This window comes from Veillonella sp. AF36-20BH (genome assembly GCF_003602765.1).
Classification (GTDB): domain Bacteria; phylum Bacillota; class Negativicutes; order Veillonellales; family Veillonellaceae; genus Veillonella; species Veillonella hominis.
On the sequence record NZ_QTLR01000004.1, the window covers coordinates 1 to 24,393 of the forward strand.

Genomic DNA, 24,393 nt, shown 5'->3' on the forward strand with positions numbered 1-24,393 from the left:
TTTACTGACCCCCAGTTTAACTGGGGGTTTAGTCATGCCTATTCGGCGTACAACGAAAAAAAGACCTACAGTAAACTGTAGGTCCTTATATTTTTGGTGCGGTTGGAGGGACTTGAACCCTCACGAGCGTACGCTCACCACCCCCTCAAGATGGCGTGTCTGCCATTCCACCACAACCGCATGGAATACAAATGGTGCCTCAGGACAGAATCGAACTGTCGACACACGGATTTTCAGTCCGTTGCTCTACCAACTGAGCTACCGAGGCATGATTTTTTGTAAAAAAAAATGGCGACCCCGATCAGATTTGAACTGACGATCTTCGCCGTGACAGGGCGACATGTTAACCGCTACACCACGGGGCCGCGTATCAACTCGCGTTGACTACTTGTACATAATATCATGGATTTAAGAGCAATGCAACTATTTTTTAAAAAAATATTATTACAAATCTATTAAAATAATTGATTATATTTGATAATCGTTATTTTATAGCTTTTATAAATGTATCTCTATAATATATTACAGGAATCCCCCTTATATCGTCATAATTCATCAGTTTTCACAATAGTACAATTTTCTCTACAAGCTTCACTAGGTATAGGCTTTACTAGAAATCATCCTATTCTTTACTCAATATGCTACAATATGTATATATTCAGTATGAAAATGACTCTATAGAAACATGAAAGGATTCGCTGTGAATAAGTTCAATTCCAAAGGTGTTATTATCGCTCTTATCATAGCCATTGTAGGAGCGATGGCCGCAGCATGGTACTTCTTGTGGTATCTGCCACATACACCGGCCTACACATTAAAAATCATTCACCAAGCAGTACAAGACAAAGATGCAGACGAAGCATTGCGTCACGTAGATATAAAATCCATTATAAAAAATATTGTAGAACGAGAAGGCAATAAATATGTCGATACATCTACCCCACTTGGTAAAGCTACAATAGCAGCTACCAAAACATTTGGACCAGCTCTTATCGAAGACGTAATACGGACCTATATCGAAGATCCTGACAGCTTTAAATCTGAATCACCTACTAATGATACAACTACAGCAAATGACGATAATAAGTCTATGGTAGATCGTCTTATTGAAGGTCGCCTATTTAAAGAACACGATGTAGAGGTTAAAAACCTAAAATCAGAAGATAATGATGATACGGCTACCGTAACTGTAACAATACAAAATAATAAAAAGAATATGACAAAAGATATAAGAGTTTTGATGCGTCATTTAGGAGATGGCACATGGGTAATTTACGATATTCCTGATATCGAAGACCTATATACTATCACTAGAAAATAAATATCTTTGTCTTTTCTAACACTTTAAATGGCAGAGTTTAGAAACCGTAAAAAAGAGTTAAGTCGTTTTCTAGATGAGCTATTTACATTGTAAAACCAACAAAGGACAGTATCTAATTTTCAATAGATACTGTCCTTTTATTATCATATTATCTTCTTAACTTAACGATCGTAAGTTCTCATATAGAGCGAAATTATACGTAACTTAATTAGCAAATATAACTAAATCCACTACAATGGGATTTTATCTATCAAAATCTACAATAGCCAAGGTTACAGTCACTTGTGAAATAAGGCGTTGTACATCATCTATCATATCAAAGCGCCATACGTGGGAGGTCTTGCCTTTCACTAGTAATGTTCCTAAGGCTGTTAACGTTCCTTCACATCTTACAGGACGTAGGTGATTAGCAGTTACAGACTGGCCTACGCCAAATTTATGAGAACCTACCAGCTCATTGCTCATCATGCCTGCAATAATTTCTGCAAAAGCTAAGGTAGCACCACCATTTAAATAGCCTTGCGGTTGTTTATGAAATTCATTTAAATTCATTTTTGCAATACATGTAGTGTCGCTCGTCATACGAGGTACATCGATTTGTAAGGATTCAATTAAATTCATAGTGTTCGTTTCTCCATACAATAGGCTTCTAGCCGGTCATCAAAGACTGTTACACCTAGTCCATCACCATCAGGGACCTGCATAATACCCGCTTTAAAGGTTAAATCTGGGAAAATAAGATCTTGTTCAAAATATCGATTTGAATCGGACAAATCCCCTGCCATATAGGAATCTCCTAATGCGGCAAGCTGGGCATGAAGCATTTTAGAAACCCCTGACTCTACCATGCTACCAATCCAATAGGGAATATGACGTTCTCTACATAGATTAATAGCCGCTTTTGTTGGAATAAGCCCCCCCATGCGCCCTACTTTTATATTAAGCACATCAATCAAACCATATTCGATAGCATAGGACAAATCATCATATCCTAAAATAGACTCATCCAAACAAATTGGCGTATAGATTTTCCAATCACCATGATTAAGATGCTCCCACTTCCAATCTTTATAAGATTGAAGGTTTGCTATCGCAAAGGGCTCTTCAATACAAGCTAGACCTAAATCATCATACTGACGGACCTTATCTATTTCTTGATATGAATAGCTTCGATTTGCATCAGCCGCTAAGACCAAATCCGGATAATGTTTGCGAACTAAAGCTACGCGTTCATAACCATCTATAGGATTTACCTTTAATTTAATCCGCTTACAACCATTTACTACATGATGCGCTACAACATCAAGTAATTGGTCTATTGGCACATCACCGACGACGATACCACTTTCAATTGTCTCTTGTAAAGGTTGATCCATAATGTAGGAAACAGAATTTACACCTATCCGTTCACAATGAAGATGAATAAGCGCATTTTCTAGAGCCGCAATAGCCATAGGCATATTGTCTCGATTGCGCCAAAATTGTAATTGTCGTACATAGGTCATCAGTGGCTTAGGCCGCATCAAGCGCAGATTAAAGATATAATCATCTACTAAGGTTTTCCAACAGGTTTCTACGGTCTCAAATGCATAGAATGGATCTGTGAAAGCTACGCATTCCCCATATCCTACATACCCTTGTTGGTCTTCAATGCGAACAACGATAGTCTCTCTTTCTTTCACCTCGCCCTTGGCAGTCTTAAAATTGAACTTCAGTGGCAATTTAAGGCGATATGTAGTTATACTTTTAAAGTTTAAAATATTATTCATAGGCGCCTCAATTTTATAATTTCAATTCATTACGCAATATTTTGCCAGTTCCATTTCGAGGCAATGCGGTTAATACTTTTACATATTTCGGAACCTTATATTTCGCTAAAGAGTTCGACATAAAAGCTAGAATATCCTCTGGTGGCAAACTTTTACCATCATGAAAGGCCACAAAGAGGGCTGGCACTTGTCCCCATTTAGCATCAGATACTGGTACAACCGCACATTCCTTCACCGATGGCAACGTATATACTAAATCCTCTAGTTCCTTAGGGTAAATATTTTCACCCCCAGAAATGATGAGATCCTCACGGCGATTCAAAATATAAACAAAGCCGTCCTCATCGATGTAACCAATATCATCTGTATTAAAGTCTCCATCGATAGGTTCCTTGTTGATATAACCAGTCATAACCATCGGGCCCGTCAAATGAATTTCGCCTACCCCATCTGTATCAGGATTATCGATACGAACCTGCATGCCAGGCAATGGCTTACCTACAGATTCTCGTTTATGAGAATACTCCAATACAGAGAAGGTCACGCTTTGACTAAAGGTTTCCGTCATGCCGTAGGTCTTATAGATAGGCAAAGATTTCTTTTCACAAGCTTCAATGAGAGCCATAGAAATGAATTCTCCACCGAGCAATATAACACGTAATGCATGGTGCGTAATATGTGGCTCTAATTGAGTCAAAATAGTGGGTACTAAGGACATCATATTGATTTGCTCAGATTCTATAAGTTTGAGAACTTGAGCTTCATCATATTTAGGCAAAATAGTGACAGCCGTCCCGTTATAAAGAGACCTCATCAAAATAGATAAACCACTTACATGAAACAGAGGTAGTACCATTAGCCAATTATCCTGCTCTGTTTTTCCTAGTACCTCTTGGGAGGCTTGTACATGAGCTTTAATTTGTCCCCATCTAAGCGGCACAGACTTAAATTGCCCCGTAGTAGCGCTCGTATTCATGATAGCAGCAATGTCTGCATCCGCAAATATCCAATCAAAGAAGTCCTCGACCGATAAATCCGATAGAATACTTTCTAGAGTTTCAAACTCAATTGCAACAACTGAATTAGAGGTCTTCGAATCAACGAAATGAGATAATTGATTTTCAACAGAATCTGATACTATAGGGTCAACTAAATTTGATACTTGAGATTCAACGGCATCAGGCAATTGATTACGTCGTTCTTTACTATGTAATACAGTGGTAACACCTAATTGATTCAATTGGTTCGCTATTTCGTTTGGTTTAAGATGTACATTAAGTAAAAGTACCTCTTTATGAACTAGCATAGCAGCCAACACATACATTGCCATGGTCACAGAGTTATCAGACAAGATAGCCACACGAGATGCGTCTAAAGGCACTAAATTACGAGCTACATGGAGTACACCACGGTATATATCGTTATAGGTATATTCATTTATACATTTACGATTAGGGTAGTGCTGTGCACCATAACGTAACCACTCCATCATCTCACCTCGTATCTAAACCTAATCACTAATAAGTAATCACTAATTACCAATAAATAGTAAATAATAAGTAAAAACTAAAAAAATAATAATTGAAATATGATAAATAAAGAAATATTACAAGAAAGGCGCCTCCTATAGAGGCGCACTTGTCGTTTTAACCGTTAATATAGTCCGTCATATAGGACTGTATCGACTCCCAATTAAGGGAATTTAGGGAATTGTTTGAAGTTAGGTTTCCGTTTTTCTTTGAACGCGTCACGACCTTCTTTCGCTTCATCAATTGTATAGTACATCAATGTAGCGTCCCCTGCGAATTGTTGTAAACCTGCAAGGCCATCTGTGTCGGCATTGAAAGCGCCTTTCAACATGCGCAAAGCCATTGGAGATAATTCAAGGATTTCGCTACACCATTGAACTGTTTCTTCTTCCAATTTGTCAAATGGTACAACCGTATTAACCATGCCCATTTCATACGCTTGAGCTGCTGTGTATTGACGGCACAAGAACCATACTTCGCGAGCGCGTTTGTGACCGATCATACGAGCCAAGTAACCTGCGCCATAACCAGCGTCGAAGGAGCCTACACGAGGACCAGTTTGACCGAACTTAGCATTTTCAGAAGCGATTGTAAGGTCACATACGATGTGTAACACATGACCGCCACCGATAGCATAACCATTAACCATTGCAATAACAGGTTTAGGGATGACGCGAATTAAGCGTTGTAAATCGAGAACGTTCAAGCGAGGCACATTGTCTTCACCTACATAACCACCGTGACCACGTACGCTTTGGTCACCACCAGAGCAAAACGCCTCTTTATCTTCGCCCTTACCGTGGTTAGCACCAGTCAATACGATTACGCCTACTTCGTTATCTTCACGAGCTACTGTGAAAGCATCAATTAACTCCATTACCGTTTTAGGACGAAACGCGTTGCGCACTTCTGGACGGTTAATAGTAATCTTTGCAATGCCATTATATGTTTCGTAAATTACATCTTCATAATTACGATCCAATACTTTCCAATCAAATTTGCTCATGGATTTAACCTTTCTTCTGTAAAAAATCCAATACCGCTTGTTCAAAAATCTGCGGTTTTTCTATATGTACATTATGCCCCGCCCCTTCAACGATGACATGATTAAAACTTGGCAACTTGCCAAATACATCTCTTCCTATTGTAGTATATTTTGTATCTAATGCGCCACTCACATATAAACCTTTAACAGAAAATTTTTCTAATTTATCCCCTACATAAGGCATTACGCCCTGCCCTGAGCCACGCAACGTACAAGCTAATGCGTACGTACTATTATTGGATCGACGTAGATAGATTAATTCCTCTACCCCTTCTGAAAGTTGTTTTTGACTTTCAAAAATAGGAACCTCCGCCCATCGTGTAGCAAACCAAGCACCATCATGTTCTTCGATATTAACTGCTAAGTCTTCATCCGCCTTGCGGCGTTTTGCTCGCTCAGCATCAGAAGCGATGCCTACCGAGCCACTTTCAAGAATGAGACCTTTGATTTCACGTTCATACTCCAACGCATAGGAAAGTGCAATACGAGCACCCATGGAATAGCCCATGAGGTAATAGCTTTCACCAACCATATGATAGATAACTGTATGCAAGTCCTCTATCATTTGAGGAATGGTATAGGCCTTATCCTCATCAGGAATATCTGAATCACCATGGCCGATCAAATCGATACGGACCACGCGATACCCCGGCAGATTAATAGCATCCCAAGTATAGCTCGATTCAGAGAAGCCGTGTAAACATACAATAGGTTCCCCTTCACCTACCACAGTCAAACCGTAGCGGTACTCGCCCAAGTCAAAATACATACGCTGAGCTGGATTACATAAAGCATTATCTACAATACTGCAAAAATACTGACTCATAGTAATGCCTCCATATCAACTGAAACTTTTGTATATTTCTTATGTAACTGTCGACTATATTCCCGGTCTGTAGGTATTTCAATGATATGAACGCCAGATTCCGTGCTAACTTTAGCTAATACACGACTCAATTCATCAGGATTAATAATCTTAGTATAACCACAGCCATATAATTTAGCTGCTCCACTATAATCTAAGCCTTGTGACGTAGAGAACAAATAATCAAAATGCTTTGTTCCCTTTTGCAGTAAATATTCAAAAATACCGCCTCCATCGTTATTATGCAAAATAATCGTCAAATTTAGATTTTGCGTTTTAGCGACCGCTAAGCCGTTTAGATCATGGAACAAAGACAAATCTCCCGTTACAAGATATGTAGACTTACCATTTGTGGCAAGACCTAGTGCAGTTGAAACGGTGCCATCGATACCATTAACACCACGATTACCGTAAAGAACGGCATCGGACTCACCAGAGAACCAGAAGTAATCAAAGTCGCGAATGGTCATACTATTTGCCACTAGCACTTGGCTATTATCAGGAATATGCTGTTGCAACTCGCGTATCGTGCGACCTTCAAAAGAACTTGGTTCTTCTATGGCTGTACTTAGTTGAGCTTTACCAGCTACTTCTAAACGTTGCCATCTATTAAGATATGCATTAGATTCGTTCTTTACAGCGAACAAATGCGTAAACATATCTATGCTTGCTTGCATATGCATGGTGGTTTTCCCCGTTGGATTCATAGAGTCCATTGTGGGATTTACCTCAATATACTCCACATTATCCCAACTTGCTACCATTTGCTGTACCCGTTTCGACACAACGATTTGGCCAAACTGAATCACACAATCCGGCTTTAGTACAGGCCATAATTCTTTATCCGCTAAAAATGCATCATATGTGGAAATCACAACATCAGAGACTTGTTTATCCTGAGTCATATTTGTATCATTACTACGATTGCTAGCAACTTCATGATTGTCATCAATAGCACCAGCCTTATGACAGCGTCTTACATTAGACAATGGGTCCGCCAAGATAGGAGCTTGTAAATTCTCCGCAAAGGAATGAATAGACTCAACTTCATCTACATTAATTTGTGGACCAGCTAAAATAAGGACTCTCTTATACTGTGCAAGCAATAGATTAAAGTTATTAGCGTTATTAGCGTTATTAGCACTATTATCAGTAGTATTTTTAGTATAACTTACGTCACTTACATTACTTACATTACTTGCATTACTTGCATTACTTGTATTACTTGCATTACTTGTATTATTACTTCTATTCTGGTAGCTGAATACATCACCGTAATTAGGTTTAAACACTTTGTAAGTACTACGTCCCACTTCAAAGTGCTTACGATCTAGTTCAGGCACTAATGGCTCAAAGAGCGGTACATTGATATGCACTGGCCCCTTTTTGATGTCCATAGCTTTCATATACGCCTTGCGAGCTACTTGGCGTGGATATGTGTAGTAATGGTCCTCTTGCGGCACCGCTAATTCTTCGTAATAGTTTACGGCTGTACCAAAAATCTTTTGTTGATCTACTGTCTGTGGAGCCCCTACATGCAACAAGGTATGAGGTCGATCAGCAGACAATACGATAAGAGGTACCCCACTATATTGAGCCTCTAAAATAGCGGGCAAATAATGAGCCACTGCGGAACCGGATGTACAAACTAACACAGTTGGTTCTTTATGAGCCTTTGCAATGCCAAGCGCCATAAAGCTAGCAGAGCGCTCATCTATATTCATATATGTTTCAAAGCCTTCATACTCCGTGAAAAGCATAGCCATCGTCGTAGAACGAGAACCAGGGCTAAACACAGCATGCCGGACGCCGAGTTGGTAAAACTCATCTACCAAGGCAGCAATATATTCGTTCATTATATTCCCTTTCAACAACTCCTAAGGGTTTGGAAATTTATTATAACGCATCCAAAATGGTGCGCATTTTATTATTAGTTTCTGCATATTCTTCATCCGCATCAGAATCGGCTACGACGCCACATCCTGCATAGACATAAAGAACATTATCCATAATGAGGGCAGATCGAATAGCAACGATGACAATGCCGTCCCCCATATCTTTCATAAAGCCAAAAGGTGCTGCATACATGCCGCGCTCATGAGCTTCGTACTTTTGTAGCAATGCCAACGCCTTTTCTCGTGGTTCACCACCGAGAGCCGGTGTAGGATGGAGCAACTTTGCCCATTCCACGAGGGATTTTGTGCTATCCTTTGCAGTAATAATGGTGCGCAAATGATAGAGATGCGCCAGCTCCATGATACCCGTTTCACCTATTATAACCTCCGGAGTAATAGATTTCATGATCTCCACAATACGGTCACGGACGATATTATGTTCAAAGAGATTTTTCTTATCCGTTAACAGTTGTTCCTTAGTCCACGCATTTGGTCCATGTTTAGGCGCTGTCCCCGCCAAGGCATAGCTGAGAATTTCACTACCTCGATGGCGAACTAGAATCTCTGGCGATGCACCCACAAAGGTGCGTCCATCCTTTTCGTAACCAAAGATAAAGCAATTTGGATTATTATCTACTAAATTTGCTAAAATACTTGCCACATTGTATGGTGTTTCGCTAGTGAACTGTACCTCTCGAGAAGAAACGACCTTCGTCATTTCACCGCTACTAATACCATCAGCGATAGCGTTCATCAAACTATCCCAAACCGCCTTATCATCACTGGTTTCCTTGTAGTTATGGCGAACTCGAGACACCTCGAAATCCGTAATAGGGACGCTTTCACCAACGTGCAAGTAGAAAGACTCCCCATTTTCTACGATGTAGTAATGGGTGAAAGCAATCATTTCATGACCCATGCCAGCCCATTTAGGGTCCTTAGAGTTCTCAAAAAAAGTATCTCCATAAAACACGTAAGCGTAATTATGGCGATCTTCATCATCTTTGACCGTCGCCAAACGTTTAGCGCCTACAACGATGCGGTCACTTTGACGATCCACCCAAAATACGCGTTCTTCGTTTGGAAAATTCAGCCAAAAGGCTACCGGACTATTCAGTTCTAACGGTTCTTTATTATATATCATAGTTGTATATCGCTATTAAGAAATAAAATAGACTATAGTAAAAACACCTAACGTGTAGAAGATTTACTTCTACACGTCAGGCGTCATCAATAAGTTTCCAAATTTTTGAGATGAGCCTAACGCCATCACACGTCGATGGGCCCTCTTTATATCTAATTTATTATATCATAGGTAACAGTTAAAAGGTAGAAAATAAAACCTCTACACCGCATGCGTCGTGCATGTATGTAGAGGTTTTCTTTATATTCAAAATGTTGTTACTTTATTTAAAAGCCTTAGCCCCAATATCTGTACGATATTGCATGCCTTCAAAGTCGATATGCTCTATACGTCCATAGGCTCTATCAAGTGCCGTTCTAAGGTCTTTGCCAAGTCCGACAACACCGAGCACACGACCGCCATTAGTGACATAATTTTCACCAACAAGCTTTGTACCAGAATGGAATACAATGGTTGTGTCATATTGTTTAATATCCCCACTGATGACATCGCCCTTAGATGAAGTTTCAGGATAGCCCTTAGAAGCAAGGATAACGCAGGCTGCTGAGGAATCTTTCCATTTCACCATATTAGAGGTTAATGTGCCCTTAGCACAGGCCATCATAATCTCACCTAGATCACTATCCAGTAGCGGCAATACAACTTGTGTTTCAGGATCACCAAAGCGCGCATTGAATTCTACCACCTTAGGACCTTCGTCAGTAATCATAAGCCCTGCGTAGAGGCAGCCTACATACGGCATGCCTTCTTTTTCCATAGCCGCTACCATAGGTTCTAAGATGTTTTTCATCGCTTCGTCCCGCAATGCATCTGTAAGAACAGGTGCCGGTGCATAGGTCCCCATGCCACCTGTATTAGGCCCTTTATCACCATCAAAAATGCGTTTATGATCTTGAGAGGCAATCATAGGAACTACGGTCTTTCCATCTACAAAGGCTAATAAACTAGCCTCTTCACCTTCCATAAACTCTTCGATAACAACGGTGCTGCCTGCATCACCGAATCGATTACCACTTAGCATATCTTCTACGGCTACATTCGCTTCATCGACAGTCATTGCCACTACAACACCCTTCCCTGCCGCCAAGCCGTCAGCTTTAACAACAATAGGAGCTCCTGTTTGAGCAATAAAAGCTTTTGCTTCATCTACCTTGTGGAATACACCATACGCAGCAGTGGGAATATTGTATTTTTTCATGAGGTCTTTAGCAAATACCTTTGAGCCCTCTAGTTGAGCGGCTGCTTTGGATGGACCAAAAACACGAATTCCCGCCTTATTAAGTACATCTGCTAAGCCCGCTACTAAAGGAGCCTCAGGCCCAACAACAACTAAATCAACTTGATTATCTTTCAAAAAGCTAATTAAATGATCGCTTTGTTGCCAATCGATGCCAACTAGCTCTGCACAATCTGACATAGCCGCGCTACCAGGAATAGCATATACCTTTGTTACGCTAGGGCTGATGGACAATCGCCACGCCAATGCATGTTCACGGCCGCCGCTACCGATTACACATACTTTCATAAGTCCTCCATCGGCGCCTAAACGCCATCAAATCCATAATAATATAAACACATAACGGGGCCACTCCAAACATCAATAATTGTTGACCATTCAATAGATATTTTGCCCTAATAGTGTTTAACAATCCGCTAAAAATTCTTAACTAGTTAATGTTTAAAGTGACGAATATTTGTAAATACCATGGCGATGCCCGCTTCGTCAGCCGCTTTGATGGACTCTTCGTCACGAATAGAGCCACCTGGTTGAATAATAGCTGCAATGCCATGCTTTGCCGCTGTTTCTACGGTATCGCCAAATGGGAAGAATGCATCGGATGCTAATACAGCGCCTTTAGCGGCTTTCCCGGCTTGTTCAAGAGCAATTTTTGCAGAACCTACGCGATTCATTTGACCGGCCCCAACTCCAAGAGTACGCTTTTCATTAGAAATCAAAATCGCATTGGATTTTACATGTTTTACAAGTTTCCATGCAAATTCAAGGGTTTTCCATTGTTCCTCTGTCGGTTGTACCTTCGTAACAACTTTATAGTTAGTACGATCTTCTAATAGATCGTCTTCTGTTTGCACTAATAAACCACCTGACACCTTTTTCACTGTCACTTGGCCAGATTCCGGCTTAGATAGCTCGATGAGGCGAATATTTTTCTTTGCTTCAAGGATTTTTAATGCTTCTTTTGTGAAAGCAGGTGCCATAATAACTTCTAAGAAGATTTTGCTCATTTCCTCCGCTGTACTTGCATCTACTTCACGATTCAAGGCTACAATACCACCAAAGGCAGATACGGAATCAGCTTCGTACGCATTTATATATGCATCATGTAATGTAGCTGCAGTAGCGGCACCACATGGGTTCGTATGCTTAATGATACATGCAGCTGGATTAGTAAACTCCCATACCATATTCCATGCCGCTTCCATGTCTACAATATTGTTATAGGAAAGTTCTTTGCCATGTAGTTGTTTCAAAGCCCCCATGCCATGAGCTGTACCAATTTCTTTGTAGAATGCTGCTTGTTGATGCGGATTTTCGCCATATCTAAGATTTGTTACCTTTTCATAAGCGCTCAAATACTCAGGAGGTGTAGGACCTTCATGCAAGATTCCACTCATATAATTAGCGATAGCCACATCGTAAGCCGCTGTATGAGCAAAGGCTTCTTTGGCAAGACCAAAGCGATATTCCTTAGTCAATTTTCCTTGGTCTTTGAGCATCTCCAAGATTTCATCGTAATGATTTGGATTTACTACGATGCCTACGTACGCATGATTTTTTGCTGCAGAACGAACCATCGTAGGACCACCAATATCGATATTTTCAATGGCCTCTTCTAGAGACACATTAGGTTTTGCAATGGTTTCACGGAACGGGTAAAGATTCACCACAACAAGGTCGATTGGTTCGATACCATGTTCTGCCATAGCTTGTTTATGCTCCGCATTATCACGGATAGCCAAAATACCACCATGCACCTTAGGATGTAATGTCTTTACGCGGCCATCCATCATTTCAGGAAAATCAGTCAAAGACTCTACTGATTTTGCCGGAATACCTGCTTCAGTTATGACTTTAAGGGTCCCACCTGTGGAATAAATGGTTACCCCTAAATCAACTAAACCTTTCGCAAAGTCTACAATACCTGTTTTATCAGAAACACTAAGTAATGCATTTTTAATCATCTAACGTCTTCCTTTGCTTACACATCAATCTTCAATATATACAACACGACCTTTTATAGTGAGCTTATCCTCACAAAATAGTCGTAACGCCTCTTTATATGTTTTATGTTCAATAGGCAATAATCTATCACTCAGGGTATCCTCTGTATCCTCCGGTAATAAAGGAACCGTATTCTGCATAATGATAGGCCCCGTATCCATTCCGGCATCAACAAAGTGTACCGTACAACCGGTTACCTTTACTCCCGCATCAATAGCTTGTTGATGTCCATGTAGTCCCGGAAAGGATGGCAACAAGGCAGGATGGATATTTAAAATTCTATGCTCATAGTACTCAATCAATTGAGCCCCTACAATGCGCATATATCCAGCCAAAACGATACCATCTATCTTATAGGGCTCTAACGCATCTAACTGGGCTTTTTCAAAGCTAGCTTTAGAATCATAGTCGCTACGCTCGATGACAATGAGTGGAATATTCCAAGGTTTAGAACGTTCAACAATCCCTGCATCACCGTGATCTGTAATGATAACTACAAACTCACCATTAATATACCCTTCTTGCATGGCTTTATAAAGGGCTTCCCCATTGGAGCCTCTACCGCTTGCGAATAGAGCTAGACGTTTTTTAGCTACGGAACTAGTCATTAAATACCGCCCCTTTTACAACAACTGGACCTTCGCCTTTAACGATATGACCAATTTCATAAACCGCTTCATTACGACTTTCAAGATTTGCCTTTACTCGATCCACATCCGCAGCGTCCACTATGAGGATCATGCCAATGCCCATGTTAAAAGTACGGTACATTTCATGCCAATCTACATTGCCCCATTCTTGTAGCTTTTCAAAAACTGGAAGGCGAGGCCATGTATCACAATCGATCTCTGCCGTTACTCCCGTAGGTAAGACGCGAGGAATATTTTCATAGAAACCGCCGCCCGTAATATGAACCATACCTTTAATTAAATCTTCTTTAATCAACGGTAATACAGCTTTAGGGTATAAGCGCGTTGGCGTTAATAATTCTTCTCCCAGTGTTTTGCCAAATTCAGGAATATCTTGACCAATGGAGAAACCCTTGTGATCAAATACAATTTTACGAACTAACGAGAAACCATTAGAATGAACCCCAGAAGATGGTAACCCAAGAATAACGTCCCCTGCCTTGATACTTTCACCAGTAATCAATTTAGGACGATCTACGATACCAACGGCAAAACCAGCTACATCATAATCCTCATCATCGTAGAAACCTGCCATCTCAGCAGTTTCACCGCCTAGTAAAGCGCAGCCTGATTCTTCGCACGCCTCAGCTACACCACGTACGATATCCGCCACTTTTACAGGCTCTAGTTTGCCAACCGCAATATAATCAAGGAAGAATAAAGGTGTAGCACCTTGTACGAGGATATCATTAACACTCATAGCTACACAGTCTTGACCGATAGTATCATGTTTATCCATCATGATAGCGAGACGTAATTTGGTGCCCACCCCATCTGTACCAGATACGAGCATAGGATCAGACATAGCATGACCAGATAAGGAATAGAGTCCCCCAAAACCACCTAAATCACCAACAACACCTGGTGTATACGTCCGTTTAACAGATTCTTTCATCAATTCTACGGCGCGATTACCTGCATCGATATCAACACCTGCATCGCGATAGGTTAAACTAGTTTTATTCGAGCACATATTTGACCCCTTCCTCTTGGTCCGCAGGAACCGCTACACTATAATCACCATTGAAACATGCAAAACATAAATCATCTGGCTTTATATCAGATACAGCACGACATAGGCCTTCACGAGACAAGTAATGTAATTTATCAGCCTTGATAAAATCTCTAATTTCATCCACTGTATGAGTAGCTGCTATAAGTTCTTTACGCACTGATGTATCAATGCCATAGTGACAGGAATACTCAATAGTTGGAGAGCTAATACACATATAAATCTCTTTAGCACCAGCCTCTTTTAGCATTTTTACAATGATACCACTCGTAGTACCGCGCACAATAGAATCATCAATAAGGACGATACGCTTACCTCCAACAATATGTGGCAATGCATTTAGCTTCATACGAACAGCTAATTCTCGTTCCTCTTGATTTGGTTTAATAAAGGTACGGCCGCTATAACGGTTCTTAACTAAACCTTCCGCAAAAGGGATACCCGATGCACGAGCATAACCTAATGCAGCCGTTGTACCGGAATCCGGAATGGACATTACGATGTCTGCATCATACTTAGTTTCGTTATATAGTTCGCGGCCCATATTTAGCCGAGATTGATATACGGATTGACCATCGATATGACTATCGCCACGTGCAAAATAGATGTATTCAAAGACGCAAAGTTTTTTGTCGATTTTTTCTGGTTCCGCATAGATAGTACTACGCACACCAGAGTCATCGATGATAACCATTTCACCAGGATCTATATGGCGAATAAACTCTGCCTTAATCGCATCAAAAGCACAGCTTTCACTAGAGAGCACATAACCATTTTCAGTTTTACCTAAACAAAGTGGTCTAAATCCTTGAGGGTCTCGTACACCTACTAAAGAGTCGTTCGTAGTAATGACTAAAGAGAACGCCCCTTCAATTTGACGCGCCGCATCGGCAATCCGTTCCGCTTGTGTTTCTGCTTTAGAACGGGCTATCAAGTTCACGATAACCTCAGAATCCATCGTCGTTTGAAAGATGGAACCATCGGCTTCGAGACGTTTTCGAATAGATAAGGCATTCGTTAAGTTTCCATTGTGAGCCACCGCAATTTGACCGCCTTGGTAGTGAATAACCAAAGGCTGGATATTACGCGGATTATTGGACCCAGTCGTAGAGTACCGCACATGACCAGTCCCCATATAGCTTGGCAAAGATGGTAATTCTTTGATAGCCTCGGTCAACAAGCCCATGCCTTTTTTCAGTTCAACATCATGACCATCGGTAACAGCAATGCCCGCACTTTCTTGACCACGATGTTGGAGAGCAAATAGCCCCCAATATACATAGCGTGCTACATCAACGGTCCTATCATAGATGCCGAACACACCACACTCTTCGTGCCATTTATCAAAAACAGAATCGTAATTCATCTTCCCCCCTATTAGGCACGCTCACCTGTAAGACGGAATAACATTTCCTTATATGCTTCTTCAATATTACCAAGATCTCGACGGAAACGGTCTTTGTCAAGTTTTTCACCAGTTGTAGCATCCCAGAAACGGCATGTATCAGGAGAAATTTCATCACCCAATAAAACTTCACCATTATGGGTACCAAATTCTACCTTGAAATCTACAAGGGTCACATTTTTAGTAGCCAAAAATTTCTTCAATATATCATTTACCTTTAAAGTAATTGTAGAAATTACATCAAGTTGTTCTTGAGTAGCCCAACCAAGTGCTGTGATTTGGGATTCATTGGCAAATGGATCGCCTAATTCATCATTTTTGTAGCAGAATTCAAGGATTGGATGTTTAAGTGGAGTTCCTTCTTCAATGCCAAAGCGTTTAGCCATAGAGCCAGCCGCAATATTACGAACAATAACTTCAAGAGGAACTATTTTCAATGCAAGTACTGTTTGGTTGCGATCATCTTCACGACGAACGAAATGAGTTGGTACGCCTTCTTTTTTCAACAATTCAAAGAAGAAAGAGGAAATTTTATTGTTCAAAACACCTTTTCCAAGAATGGTATCATGTTTCTCGCCATTAAATGCAGTGGCATCATCTTTGTAATGAACGATGTACTCATCTTTGTTATCTGTTGCATATACTTGTTTTGCTTTGCCTTCGTACAATAATGTTAATTTTTCCAAATCGATGTTAGCCATGATCTTTCTCCTTTATCATAAATTAATGATACAAACTAATTAATGATACAAACTATGTAATAGATATCTAAATAAACTGTTTTTCTTAACCAATATTTAATCGCCGATGATTTACATGATTAAATATGAATAGCACCTTGTAATTCTGCATTGTCTGCTAAGACTTTTTCAGCCATATCTTTACGATATTGTTGATATTGTTCTTTCAGGTCTTTATTGAAAGCTGCTCCAATTTGTACTGCAAAGAGCGCTGCATTTTTAGCACCATCTACAGCCATAGTTGCTACAGGCATACCAGATGGCATTTGAACGATAGCAAGCAGAGAATCAATGCCTTTTAAAGCCGTTGCATTAAGAGGAATGCCGATAACAGGTAATGTAGTGAAGCTCGCCACCACACCAGGTAAATGAGCCGCCGCGCCAGCACCAGCAATAAAAGCGATAGCCCCTTCATCTTCAAGTCGTGTGACAAAGTTCTTCACAGCCTCTGGGGTACGATGAGCTGAGGCAATAACCATTTCATAAGGGATTTTGAATTCATCAAGTACGGCAGATGCCTTTTTCATTGTGTCTAGGTCAGACTTGCTGCCCATGATAATACCGACCTTCATAGATCCTCCTAATAAAAAAGCCCAGCCAAAACAGACTGGGACAAATACGCGCAAATAGCCTCCGTAGACTTGCTTTGAGTTTGTTGATTTGCATAGTTCACGGTGCTACCTCCTTCTTGTACTCAAATTGTAACACCTAACATTTACAAAATCAATACTATTTTCGAATATTTTTTTATTAAATATTTTTATCATTCGTTATATTCCGAACTATTATAAAAATATAGATTGCATCATATAAAATAATTTTAAATAAATCTGTAAAATAAAATACTGCCTTTTCAATCTTATAATAACACAAACTTACTCTATCGATTAAAATATTTATATGTTTTTTCTTATCCATACAAAAAGAGGATAACCCATTTATAAACAGGTTATCCTCTTTTCATAATTCCGAACATTAGATCACTTAACTTGTATCTATTATTGATTAGTGAGTACCACTTTCAAAGGCAGCTTTCAATTCACCTACAGATTCAGGAATATAATCTACGATAGAAGACATCAACGCATACATCAATGCAGGCTCGAACGCATCATCACCACACATATATACGCAATCCAAGTATAGGCTAGAATCTTGTTCATCAATATATAGTTTATAATTTTTATATGTCGCATTGTCACGATTAATTAACGCATTCAAGGCATTCATATTTTGTGCTGTTACCTTTTCAGGTCCTAACACTAAACGAACTACACTATAAATACTGTTATCGAGAATGACGAATAAAGGCATATCCCATAAAGGAGACTTGATATAAGAACGATATACTACTGTACCGTCTTCATCATCAAAATCCTTCCGTTCAAAAGATATGATTTCTTCTTCTTTCAAAAACTTATCAAATAATAAGGATTTAGGATTCATAACAACCTCTATTAAGCTAAGCCAGCTACTTTAAGAATATCTTTATGTACAGCATCTAAATGCGGTTGAATAACTTCAAGCATAAGATTCACTACTACAGTAGGATCAAATTGTTCATTCAAACATGGTATAGACACATCCATATAAATGTTATTGTCTTCATTGCTCACATAATATTTAGATATCTTGTAATCTTGATTTAACGTGTTAAGTTCTTTCAATACCGCAGAAATAACTTTTTTATCAATAGATGTTGTTGTGATAGCGATGCGTACATAGGTGAACGCAGAATCGTCTACAACGATGAACACAGGCAAGCTATGCTCATGAACATCCAAACGACCATGATATACAACTGTATTAAGATCGTCTGTCATTTCTTCCTTTGTAAACCAAGTGTTACCGCCTTTGTTAAGGTCAGCAACGAGTAAGTCGAATTTTTCTGCTTTTTTATTCATAATTCCCTCTAACAATACTCAGAATAATTAGTCTTCGATAAACACACAACCATTATCTTTGAATTCTTTGATGCGAACTAAAGACTCTACACGGTAGCCCGCATTTTCCAAGCGTTCACGACCAGGTTGGAAGGACTTTTCGATAGCAATCGCCATGCCTACTACTTCATCACCTGCGTCTTGAACCAACTTAGCAAGGCCCATAGCCGCCTCACCAGACGCCAAGAAATCATCGATAATCAACACTTTTTCGCCAGCTGGTAAGAATTTTTTAGAAATAGTGATATCATAATTCTCTTCTTTTGTATAAGAGTACACAACACTATGATATACATCATCTACCATAAGGATGGATTTTTTCTTACGCGCAAATACCAATGGCACGTCTAGTTCAAGCGCGGCCATCAACGCCAACGCAATACCAGATGCTTCGATGGTAACAATACGTTGTACACCTGCATCACGGTAACGATCCGCGATTTCTTTACCAATCGCCTTAAACAATTGTGGATCGATTTGATGGTTTAAGAACCCATCTACTTTCAGCACTCGATTATTGAGGACAATCCCCTCTTCACGAATGCGTTCTTTTAATAATTCCATGTGCTCATACCTCCGCATAACTATCTTTAAATTTTAACGTAAACAACCCCTTAGGGTCAACCTATATCTAGTAAAAGTCTTATAATATAACCCATAAATATCATTGCAAATAAGACTTAAATATTTCATATATGAATTATATAACTCAACTGCTTTATAGGAGTATAATATAGCACGGTAAAACTCACACTAATATATAAAAAGACACACTTTAAGAAAGTTTCCTAAAGTATGTCTTTAAACATGTCTTTTTCTTATAAAACTTTATCTCGAGTACTTTCACGATTAACTAGCAAGGACGTAAATCTTGCAGCCCCTTCAGATTGAGGAACCAAGCGTGAACGCACAAGCACAATGTCGCGTGTTGGTACCGGAATATCTGTATCGATGCGCACAATCGTCCCTTCTTGCATTTTTTGTTGTACCACATGATTAGGCAACATGGAAATACCCATATTGATTTCTACAAGATCTAGTAATACATCGACGCTACCCAATTCAAAGCGAGGCTTACGACAAGCACCATGTGTTACATCGTCAAAGAATGTACGACTAGCAGAGCCTTTATGCAAGAGTAAAATAGGCTCGTTAAGAAGGCGCCCTTGATCAAAGAATCCTGCCCCTTTATAGTCAGGGCCCCCAACAAAGACGTCTTGAATGGTAGCTAACGTAGTTACCTCTAGCTGAGGATTATCTCTCAAGCCCTCATAATCATTAACCACGGCTAATTGCGCCTCTTTATTGAGTACTAATTCTACACAATCAGGAGACGGACGATTAATGATATGTAAGCCAATTTCACTTTCTTGTAATTGCCATTTGTGGAAATAAGGCAATAGGAAATGGCGACACAAAGTATCTGTGGCAGCCAAATTTAAACTTTCATAAGCTTGACTAACCCGTTCTTGTAATTGGGTAACACCATTATCAAGAATAGAGAAAGCTTTAGCTACCGTATCAAACAATTCTTTACCTTCTGGTGTGAACCCTACAGATTTTGTAGTACGCACGAAGAGAGGCATATTAAGTTCTCCTTCTAATTGTTTAATACTTTGACTGATGGCGGATTGAGACACGCCTAATTCTTTTGCGGCACGGGAAAAAGATAAATATAAGCCTACCCCTAGAAAGGTTCTATATAAATCTGCAGATACTGCCATTTTATTCACCTCTGTTATATACTAATAGTAACGTCTTACTTTTAAATACACATATCATTACCCTATTATAACTATAGACTCTCAATATATAATGAATATGTAGAAATCTTCATGAAAGTTAGGTCTTATGACCTTCATGAACTTTTCATATTTATTAGTATTTCTAATCTTTTCATTAGTAAGATTATCTTTACTTATAAGTCTAGACCGACTATACTTAATTTGTCAATATCCCACAGGGAATTATATACATTACAGGAGGCTACAATGGCTATACAACGATTATTCGTAACAAAACGAGAATCTTTCAACCTAGAAGCGCAACGCATGTTACAAACCTTACAACAGGAATTATCTATGCCTGCTACAGCTGTGACTATCTATGAGCGATACGACATCGAAAATTTAGATGCAAAAGATCTAGAGTCTGCTAAAAATTTAATTTTTTCTGAACCTCCTGTAGATACTGTATTAGAAGAAATTCCAAATGTACAAGGCTTTGTATTTGCTGTTGAATATGTGCCAGGTCAATACGATCAACGTGCTGATAGCGCAGAGCAATGTATTTCTATGCTCACACTTACATCCGGCCACATCGTGCGTTGTGCTCGCGTATATGCTATCGAAGGTACCTTTACAAAAGAACAAGAAAATACCATCAAGGCATACTACATTAACCCTGTTGATTCCCGCGAAGCGAGCCTTGACATACCAAATACATTGACTCTCGATTTAGAAGATCCAAAGCCGGTAGCAACAATCGATGGCTTTACTACGATGAGCGATGCTGATTTAGAAGCGCTCATCAAAAACTACGGTCTTGCTATGACATTAGCAGACCTTCAAATGATTAGACAACAATACGTAGAGGTGGAACACCGCAATCCTACGATTACAGAAATTCGCCTCTTCGATACATATTGGTCTGACCATTGCCGTCACACTACCTTTATGACCGAGTTAACAGATATTACCATTGAAGACAGCCGCTTCACCGGTTCTATAAAGGAAGCCTTCGAAGAATATATGGAAGGCCGTGCTGAGCTCTACACGACTAAGAAAAAAGCTCGCTCCCTCATGGACATGGCTACATTGGCTGTAAAAGAATTACGCCACGCTGGAGGACTTACAAATCTCGATGAATCTGATGAAATCAATGCATGTACAATCATCGTCTCTGTCGATGTAAATGGCAAGACTGAAGAATGGTTGTTACTATTCAAAAACGAAACCCATAACCACCCTACTGAAATCGAACCATTTGGTGGCGCAGCTACCTGCTTAGGTGGTTGTATTCGCGATCCATTGAGCGGTCGCGCCTACGTATACCAAGCTATGCGTATCACAGGCTCTGGCGATCCTCATACAAGACTTGAAGATACGTTAGAAGGCAAATTACCACAAAGAAAGATCACCCAAGAAGCAGCTCGTGGTTACTCCTCTTACGGCAACCAAATCGGCCTTGCTACAGGTGAAGTAAAAGAATATTACCATCCTGGCTACGTAGCAAAGCGCATGGAAATCGGCGCAGTTATCGGTGCTGCACCTCGCAACCAAGTTCGCCGTGAGGTACCAGTTGCAGGCGATGTGGTAGTATTGCTAGGTGGTAAAACTGGACGTGATGGCTGTGGTGGTGCTACAGGATCCTCTAAAGAACATACCGTTGACTCTCTATCCACATGCGGTGCAGAAGTACAAAAAGGCAATGCTCTTACAGAGCGTAAAATCCAACGTTTATTCCGTCGTGGCGAAGTAACGACACTTATCAAACGTTGTAATGACTTTGGTGCAGGCGGTGTATCTGTCGCTATCGGTGAACTAACTGATGGTGTATCAATCAATCTCGACTTAGTCCCTAAAAAATATGCTGGCCTCGATGGTACAGAGTTAGCCATCTCTGAATCCCAAGAGCGCATGGCCTGTGTTATCGCTGCTTCTGATGTAGAGGCATTCAAAGCATACTGCGACGAAGAAAACTTGGAGTGCACAGTTGTGGCAGAGGTAACTAATACAAATCGCCTTGTTATGAACTGGAATGGCGAAACAATTGTAGATATTAGCCGCGACTTTTTAAATACAAATGGTGCTAGTCAACAACAAGAAGCTATCGTAAAAGCTCCAGTAGATCGATCCTACTTCTTACGTGGTTCTGCTAGTGCAGATAACTTCAAGGAAAAATGGCTCGCAGCCGTATCCGATTTAAATGCAGCATCCCAACAAGGCTTAGCAGAACGCTTTGACAGCACTGTGGGTGCCAATACAGTCCTCATGCCATTCGGTGGCAAATTCCAAAAAACGCCTACCCAAGGCATGGTTGCTAAATTACCGGTTCTAAACGGTGAAACTACAACGGCGAGTATTATGACTCACGCTTTTGTGCCTGAGTTATCTGCATGGAGCCCTTATCATGGTGCGCAATATGCAGTGCTTTTATCTGTAGCAAAATTAGTAGCTCTTGGCGGTCGTCGTGAAGATGCATACTTAACATTACAAGAATATTTCGAACGCCTCAATTCTAAAGAATCTTGGGGTAAGCCAGTAGCAGCTTTACTTGGTGCTTATAAAGCACAAAAAGAACTTGAAATCGGCGCTATTGGTGGTAAAGATTCTATGAGCGGTACTTTTATGGACCTTACAGTTCCTCCTACCCTCGTATCCTTTGCGGTTGGTACAGCTCATGTAGATAATATTGTGAGCCAAGACCTTAAAGGTGTAGATCACCGCCTCGTATTCTTCGATGTACCTCGTACATACGATGACACCCCTGATTGGGATCGATTCAAAGAAAACTGCGATACACTACAAGAACAAATTGAAAAAGGTCGCGTTTACTCTGCCTATGTAGTTGATCAAGGCGGCATTCCTGAAGCAGTCACTAAAATGGCCCTTGGCAATAATATTGGTGTTAAATTCGATAAATACGCTGAACGTGGTATCTTCCAACCAGCCCTTGGTTCCTTCATCGTTGAAGTAGATATTACAGCTGTTAATTATCTTTTAGAGTTACCTGATGTGAAAGTTATCGGTGTAACCCAAGCCACACCTGTTATCGAATGGGAAGGACAATCTGTTTCTCTCAAAGAAATACAAGCTGCTTATGAAGCACCTCTAAACGATATTTTCCCAATGCATGCACCAAACGGCTTTGGTGAAGCAGTCGCTTACATTCATGATCAACACGCTAAACCTCGCAGCACCTCCCTAGGTGCCAAACCAAAAGTTCTTATTCCAGTATTCCCTGGTACAAACTGCGAATTTGACTCTGCTCGCGCCTTTGAACGGGCTGGTGCAGAAACAGATATCGTGCTTATCCGCAACCAAACTCCAGAACAATTAAAAGAATCTATCGACGTAATCAAAGCTAAATTAGCAGAGTCTCAAATTCTTATGTTTCCAGGAGGTTTCAGTGCCGGTGATGAGCCAGATGGTTCTGGTAAATTCATAGCCACCCTCTTCCGCAACCCATACCTTGCAGAAGGTTTAGAAAACCTCTTGTACAAACAAGATGGCCTTGTATTAGGTATTTGTAACGGCTTCCAAGCACTCATCAAGTTAGGCTTATTACCTGGTGGACATATTGAAACGTTAACTGCAGATCATCCTACATTGACATACAATACCATTGGTCGTCACTTATCTCGCATGGTTAATACGAAAGTTATTTCCACAAAATCCCCTTGGATGAGTGATGCTAAAGCTGGAGAAATTTACACAGTACCAATTTCTCACGGCGAAGGTCGCTTTATAGCGTCTCCTCAACAAGTGTTGGAGTTCAATAAAACTGGCCAAATTGCTACACAATATGTAGACTTTGATGGTATCGCCTCCATGGATAGTCGCTTCAATCCTAACCAATCTGTAGCTGCTATCGAAGGTATTTATAGCCCTGATGGTCGCGTATTCGGCAAAATGGCACACTCCGAACGCTGTGGCGCCGGTATTAGCAAAAATATTCCTGGCCAATTAGAAATGCCAATCTTTACATCTGGTGTAAAATACTTCAAATAATTGGTCACTATGAACTTTCATGTGAAAGCCTACTTCTTCAAGTAGGCTTTTTCAATATTGATT

The 24,393-nt window shown here is 40.2% G+C and carries 20 protein-coding genes and 3 tRNA genes; 2 read left to right on the forward strand and 21 right to left on the reverse strand.

Annotated features, from left to right (window positions below; translation table 11 throughout):
• Positions 1-94: 94 nt before the first annotated feature.
• The 3 genes from DW000_RS05805 to DW000_RS05815 all read right to left on the reverse strand — a co-directional run bounded on the left by DW000_RS05805 (position 95) and on the right by DW000_RS05815 (position 365).
• Positions 95-180, reverse strand: a tRNA-Leu gene (locus DW000_RS05805).
• 12 nt (positions 181-192) lie between these two features.
• A tRNA-Phe gene (locus DW000_RS05810) sits at positions 193-268 on the reverse strand.
• 21 nt (positions 269-289) lie between these two features.
• Positions 290-365 (reverse strand) — tRNA-Asp (locus DW000_RS05815).
• A gap of 320 nt (positions 366-685) precedes the next feature.
• Here DW000_RS05815 and DW000_RS05820 point away from each other — a divergent pair.
• On the forward strand, positions 686-1,321 hold the full coding sequence (locus DW000_RS05820) for a hypothetical protein (protein ID WP_060919454.1): 636 nt from the start codon (positions 686-688) through the stop codon (positions 1,319-1,321).
• A gap of 243 nt (positions 1,322-1,564) precedes the next feature.
• On the opposite strand, the gene DW000_RS05825 is transcribed toward DW000_RS05820, so the two are convergent.
• The 18 genes from DW000_RS05825 to DW000_RS05910 all read right to left on the reverse strand — a co-directional run bounded on the left by DW000_RS05825 (position 1,565) and on the right by DW000_RS05910 (position 20,322).
• The gene (locus DW000_RS05825; RefSeq protein ID WP_060919453.1) at positions 1,565-1,942 is read right to left on the reverse strand and encodes a PaaI family thioesterase; all 378 of its coding nucleotides are present in this window, start codon (positions 1,940-1,942) and stop codon (positions 1,565-1,567) included.
• The gene (gene menC, locus DW000_RS05830) at positions 1,939-3,090 is read right to left on the reverse strand and encodes an o-succinylbenzoate synthase (RefSeq protein WP_120055546.1); all 1,152 of its coding nucleotides are present in this window, start codon (positions 3,088-3,090) and stop codon (positions 1,939-1,941) included. The genes DW000_RS05825 and menC overlap by 4 nt, the downstream gene beginning before the upstream one ends.
• A gap of 13 nt (positions 3,091-3,103) precedes the next feature.
• Entirely contained in the window at positions 3,104-4,582 is a 1,479-nt protein-coding gene (gene menE / locus DW000_RS05835) for an o-succinylbenzoate--CoA ligase (RefSeq protein ID WP_120055548.1), read from the reverse strand.
• 200 nt (positions 4,583-4,782) lie between these two features.
• Complete coding sequence (menB, locus tag DW000_RS05840) at positions 4,783-5,625, reverse strand: 1,4-dihydroxy-2-naphthoyl-CoA synthase (RefSeq protein ID WP_004693709.1); 843 nt, start codon at positions 5,623-5,625, stop codon at positions 4,783-4,785.
• A 4-nt stretch (positions 5,626-5,629) separates the two neighbouring features.
• A complete protein-coding gene (gene menH / locus DW000_RS05845) occupies positions 5,630-6,490 on the reverse strand; it encodes a 2-succinyl-6-hydroxy-2,4-cyclohexadiene-1-carboxylate synthase (RefSeq protein ID WP_118091010.1) in 861 nt (286 codons plus the stop codon).
• A complete protein-coding gene (menD, locus tag DW000_RS05850; protein ID WP_120055550.1) occupies positions 6,487-8,385 on the reverse strand; it encodes a 2-succinyl-5-enolpyruvyl-6-hydroxy-3-cyclohexene-1-carboxylic-acid synthase in 1,899 nt (632 codons plus the stop codon). Before menD ends, menH begins: the two co-directional genes overlap by 4 nt.
• A 40-nt stretch (positions 8,386-8,425) precedes the next feature.
• Entirely contained in the window at positions 8,426-9,568 is a 1,143-nt protein-coding gene (locus DW000_RS05855) for an isochorismate synthase (protein ID WP_120055552.1), read from the reverse strand.
• A 262-nt stretch (positions 9,569-9,830) separates the two neighbouring features.
• Entirely contained in the window at positions 9,831-11,093 is a 1,263-nt protein-coding gene (purD, locus tag DW000_RS05860) for a phosphoribosylamine--glycine ligase (protein WP_105087124.1), read from the reverse strand.
• A gap of 146 nt (positions 11,094-11,239) precedes the next feature.
• A complete protein-coding gene (gene purH / locus DW000_RS05865; RefSeq protein WP_120055554.1) occupies positions 11,240-12,769 on the reverse strand; it encodes a bifunctional phosphoribosylaminoimidazolecarboxamide formyltransferase/IMP cyclohydrolase in 1,530 nt (509 codons plus the stop codon).
• A gap of 24 nt (positions 12,770-12,793) precedes the next feature.
• Positions 12,794-13,417, reverse strand: a complete 624-nt coding sequence (purN, locus tag DW000_RS05870; RefSeq protein ID WP_120055556.1) for a phosphoribosylglycinamide formyltransferase — start codon at positions 13,415-13,417, stop codon at positions 12,794-12,796.
• Positions 13,410-14,471, reverse strand: coding sequence for a phosphoribosylformylglycinamidine cyclo-ligase (gene purM / locus DW000_RS05875; protein WP_120055558.1), 1,062 nt, complete (start codon positions 14,469-14,471; stop codon positions 13,410-13,412). The genes purN and purM overlap by 8 nt, the downstream gene beginning before the upstream one ends.
• On the reverse strand, positions 14,458-15,876 hold the full coding sequence (purF, locus tag DW000_RS05880) for an amidophosphoribosyltransferase (protein WP_120055560.1): 1,419 nt from the start codon (positions 15,874-15,876) through the stop codon (positions 14,458-14,460). The genes purM and purF overlap by 14 nt, the downstream gene beginning before the upstream one ends.
• 11 nt (positions 15,877-15,887) lie before the next feature.
• Complete coding sequence (gene purC, locus DW000_RS05885) at positions 15,888-16,616, reverse strand: phosphoribosylaminoimidazolesuccinocarboxamide synthase (RefSeq protein WP_004693728.1); 729 nt, start codon at positions 16,614-16,616, stop codon at positions 15,888-15,890.
• A gap of 119 nt (positions 16,617-16,735) precedes the next feature.
• Positions 16,736-17,227, reverse strand: coding sequence for a 5-(carboxyamino)imidazole ribonucleotide mutase (purE, locus tag DW000_RS05890; protein WP_004697975.1), 492 nt, complete (start codon positions 17,225-17,227; stop codon positions 16,736-16,738).
• 433 nt (positions 17,228-17,660) lie between these two features.
• Positions 17,661-18,101, reverse strand: coding sequence for a hypothetical protein (locus DW000_RS05895; protein WP_004693734.1), 441 nt, complete (start codon positions 18,099-18,101; stop codon positions 17,661-17,663).
• An 11-nt stretch (positions 18,102-18,112) separates the two neighbouring features.
• Positions 18,113-18,559: a hypothetical protein gene (locus tag DW000_RS05900; RefSeq protein WP_120055561.1), complete on the reverse strand. Its 447-nt coding sequence runs from the start codon at positions 18,557-18,559 to the stop codon at positions 18,113-18,115.
• Positions 18,560-18,586: 27 nt separating this feature from the next.
• Positions 18,587-19,162, reverse strand: a complete 576-nt coding sequence (locus tag DW000_RS05905) for a xanthine phosphoribosyltransferase (protein WP_004693737.1) — start codon at positions 19,160-19,162, stop codon at positions 18,587-18,589.
• 254 nt (positions 19,163-19,416) lie between these two features.
• Entirely contained in the window at positions 19,417-20,322 is a 906-nt protein-coding gene (locus DW000_RS05910) for a LysR family transcriptional regulator (RefSeq protein ID WP_004693739.1), read from the reverse strand.
• 267 nt (positions 20,323-20,589) lie between these two features.
• On the opposite strand from DW000_RS05910, the gene DW000_RS05915 reads away from it, so the two are divergent.
• The gene (locus DW000_RS05915) at positions 20,590-24,330 is read left to right on the forward strand and encodes a phosphoribosylformylglycinamidine synthase (RefSeq protein WP_120055563.1); all 3,741 of its coding nucleotides are present in this window, start codon (positions 20,590-20,592) and stop codon (positions 24,328-24,330) included.
• Positions 24,331-24,393: the final 63 nt, after the last annotated feature.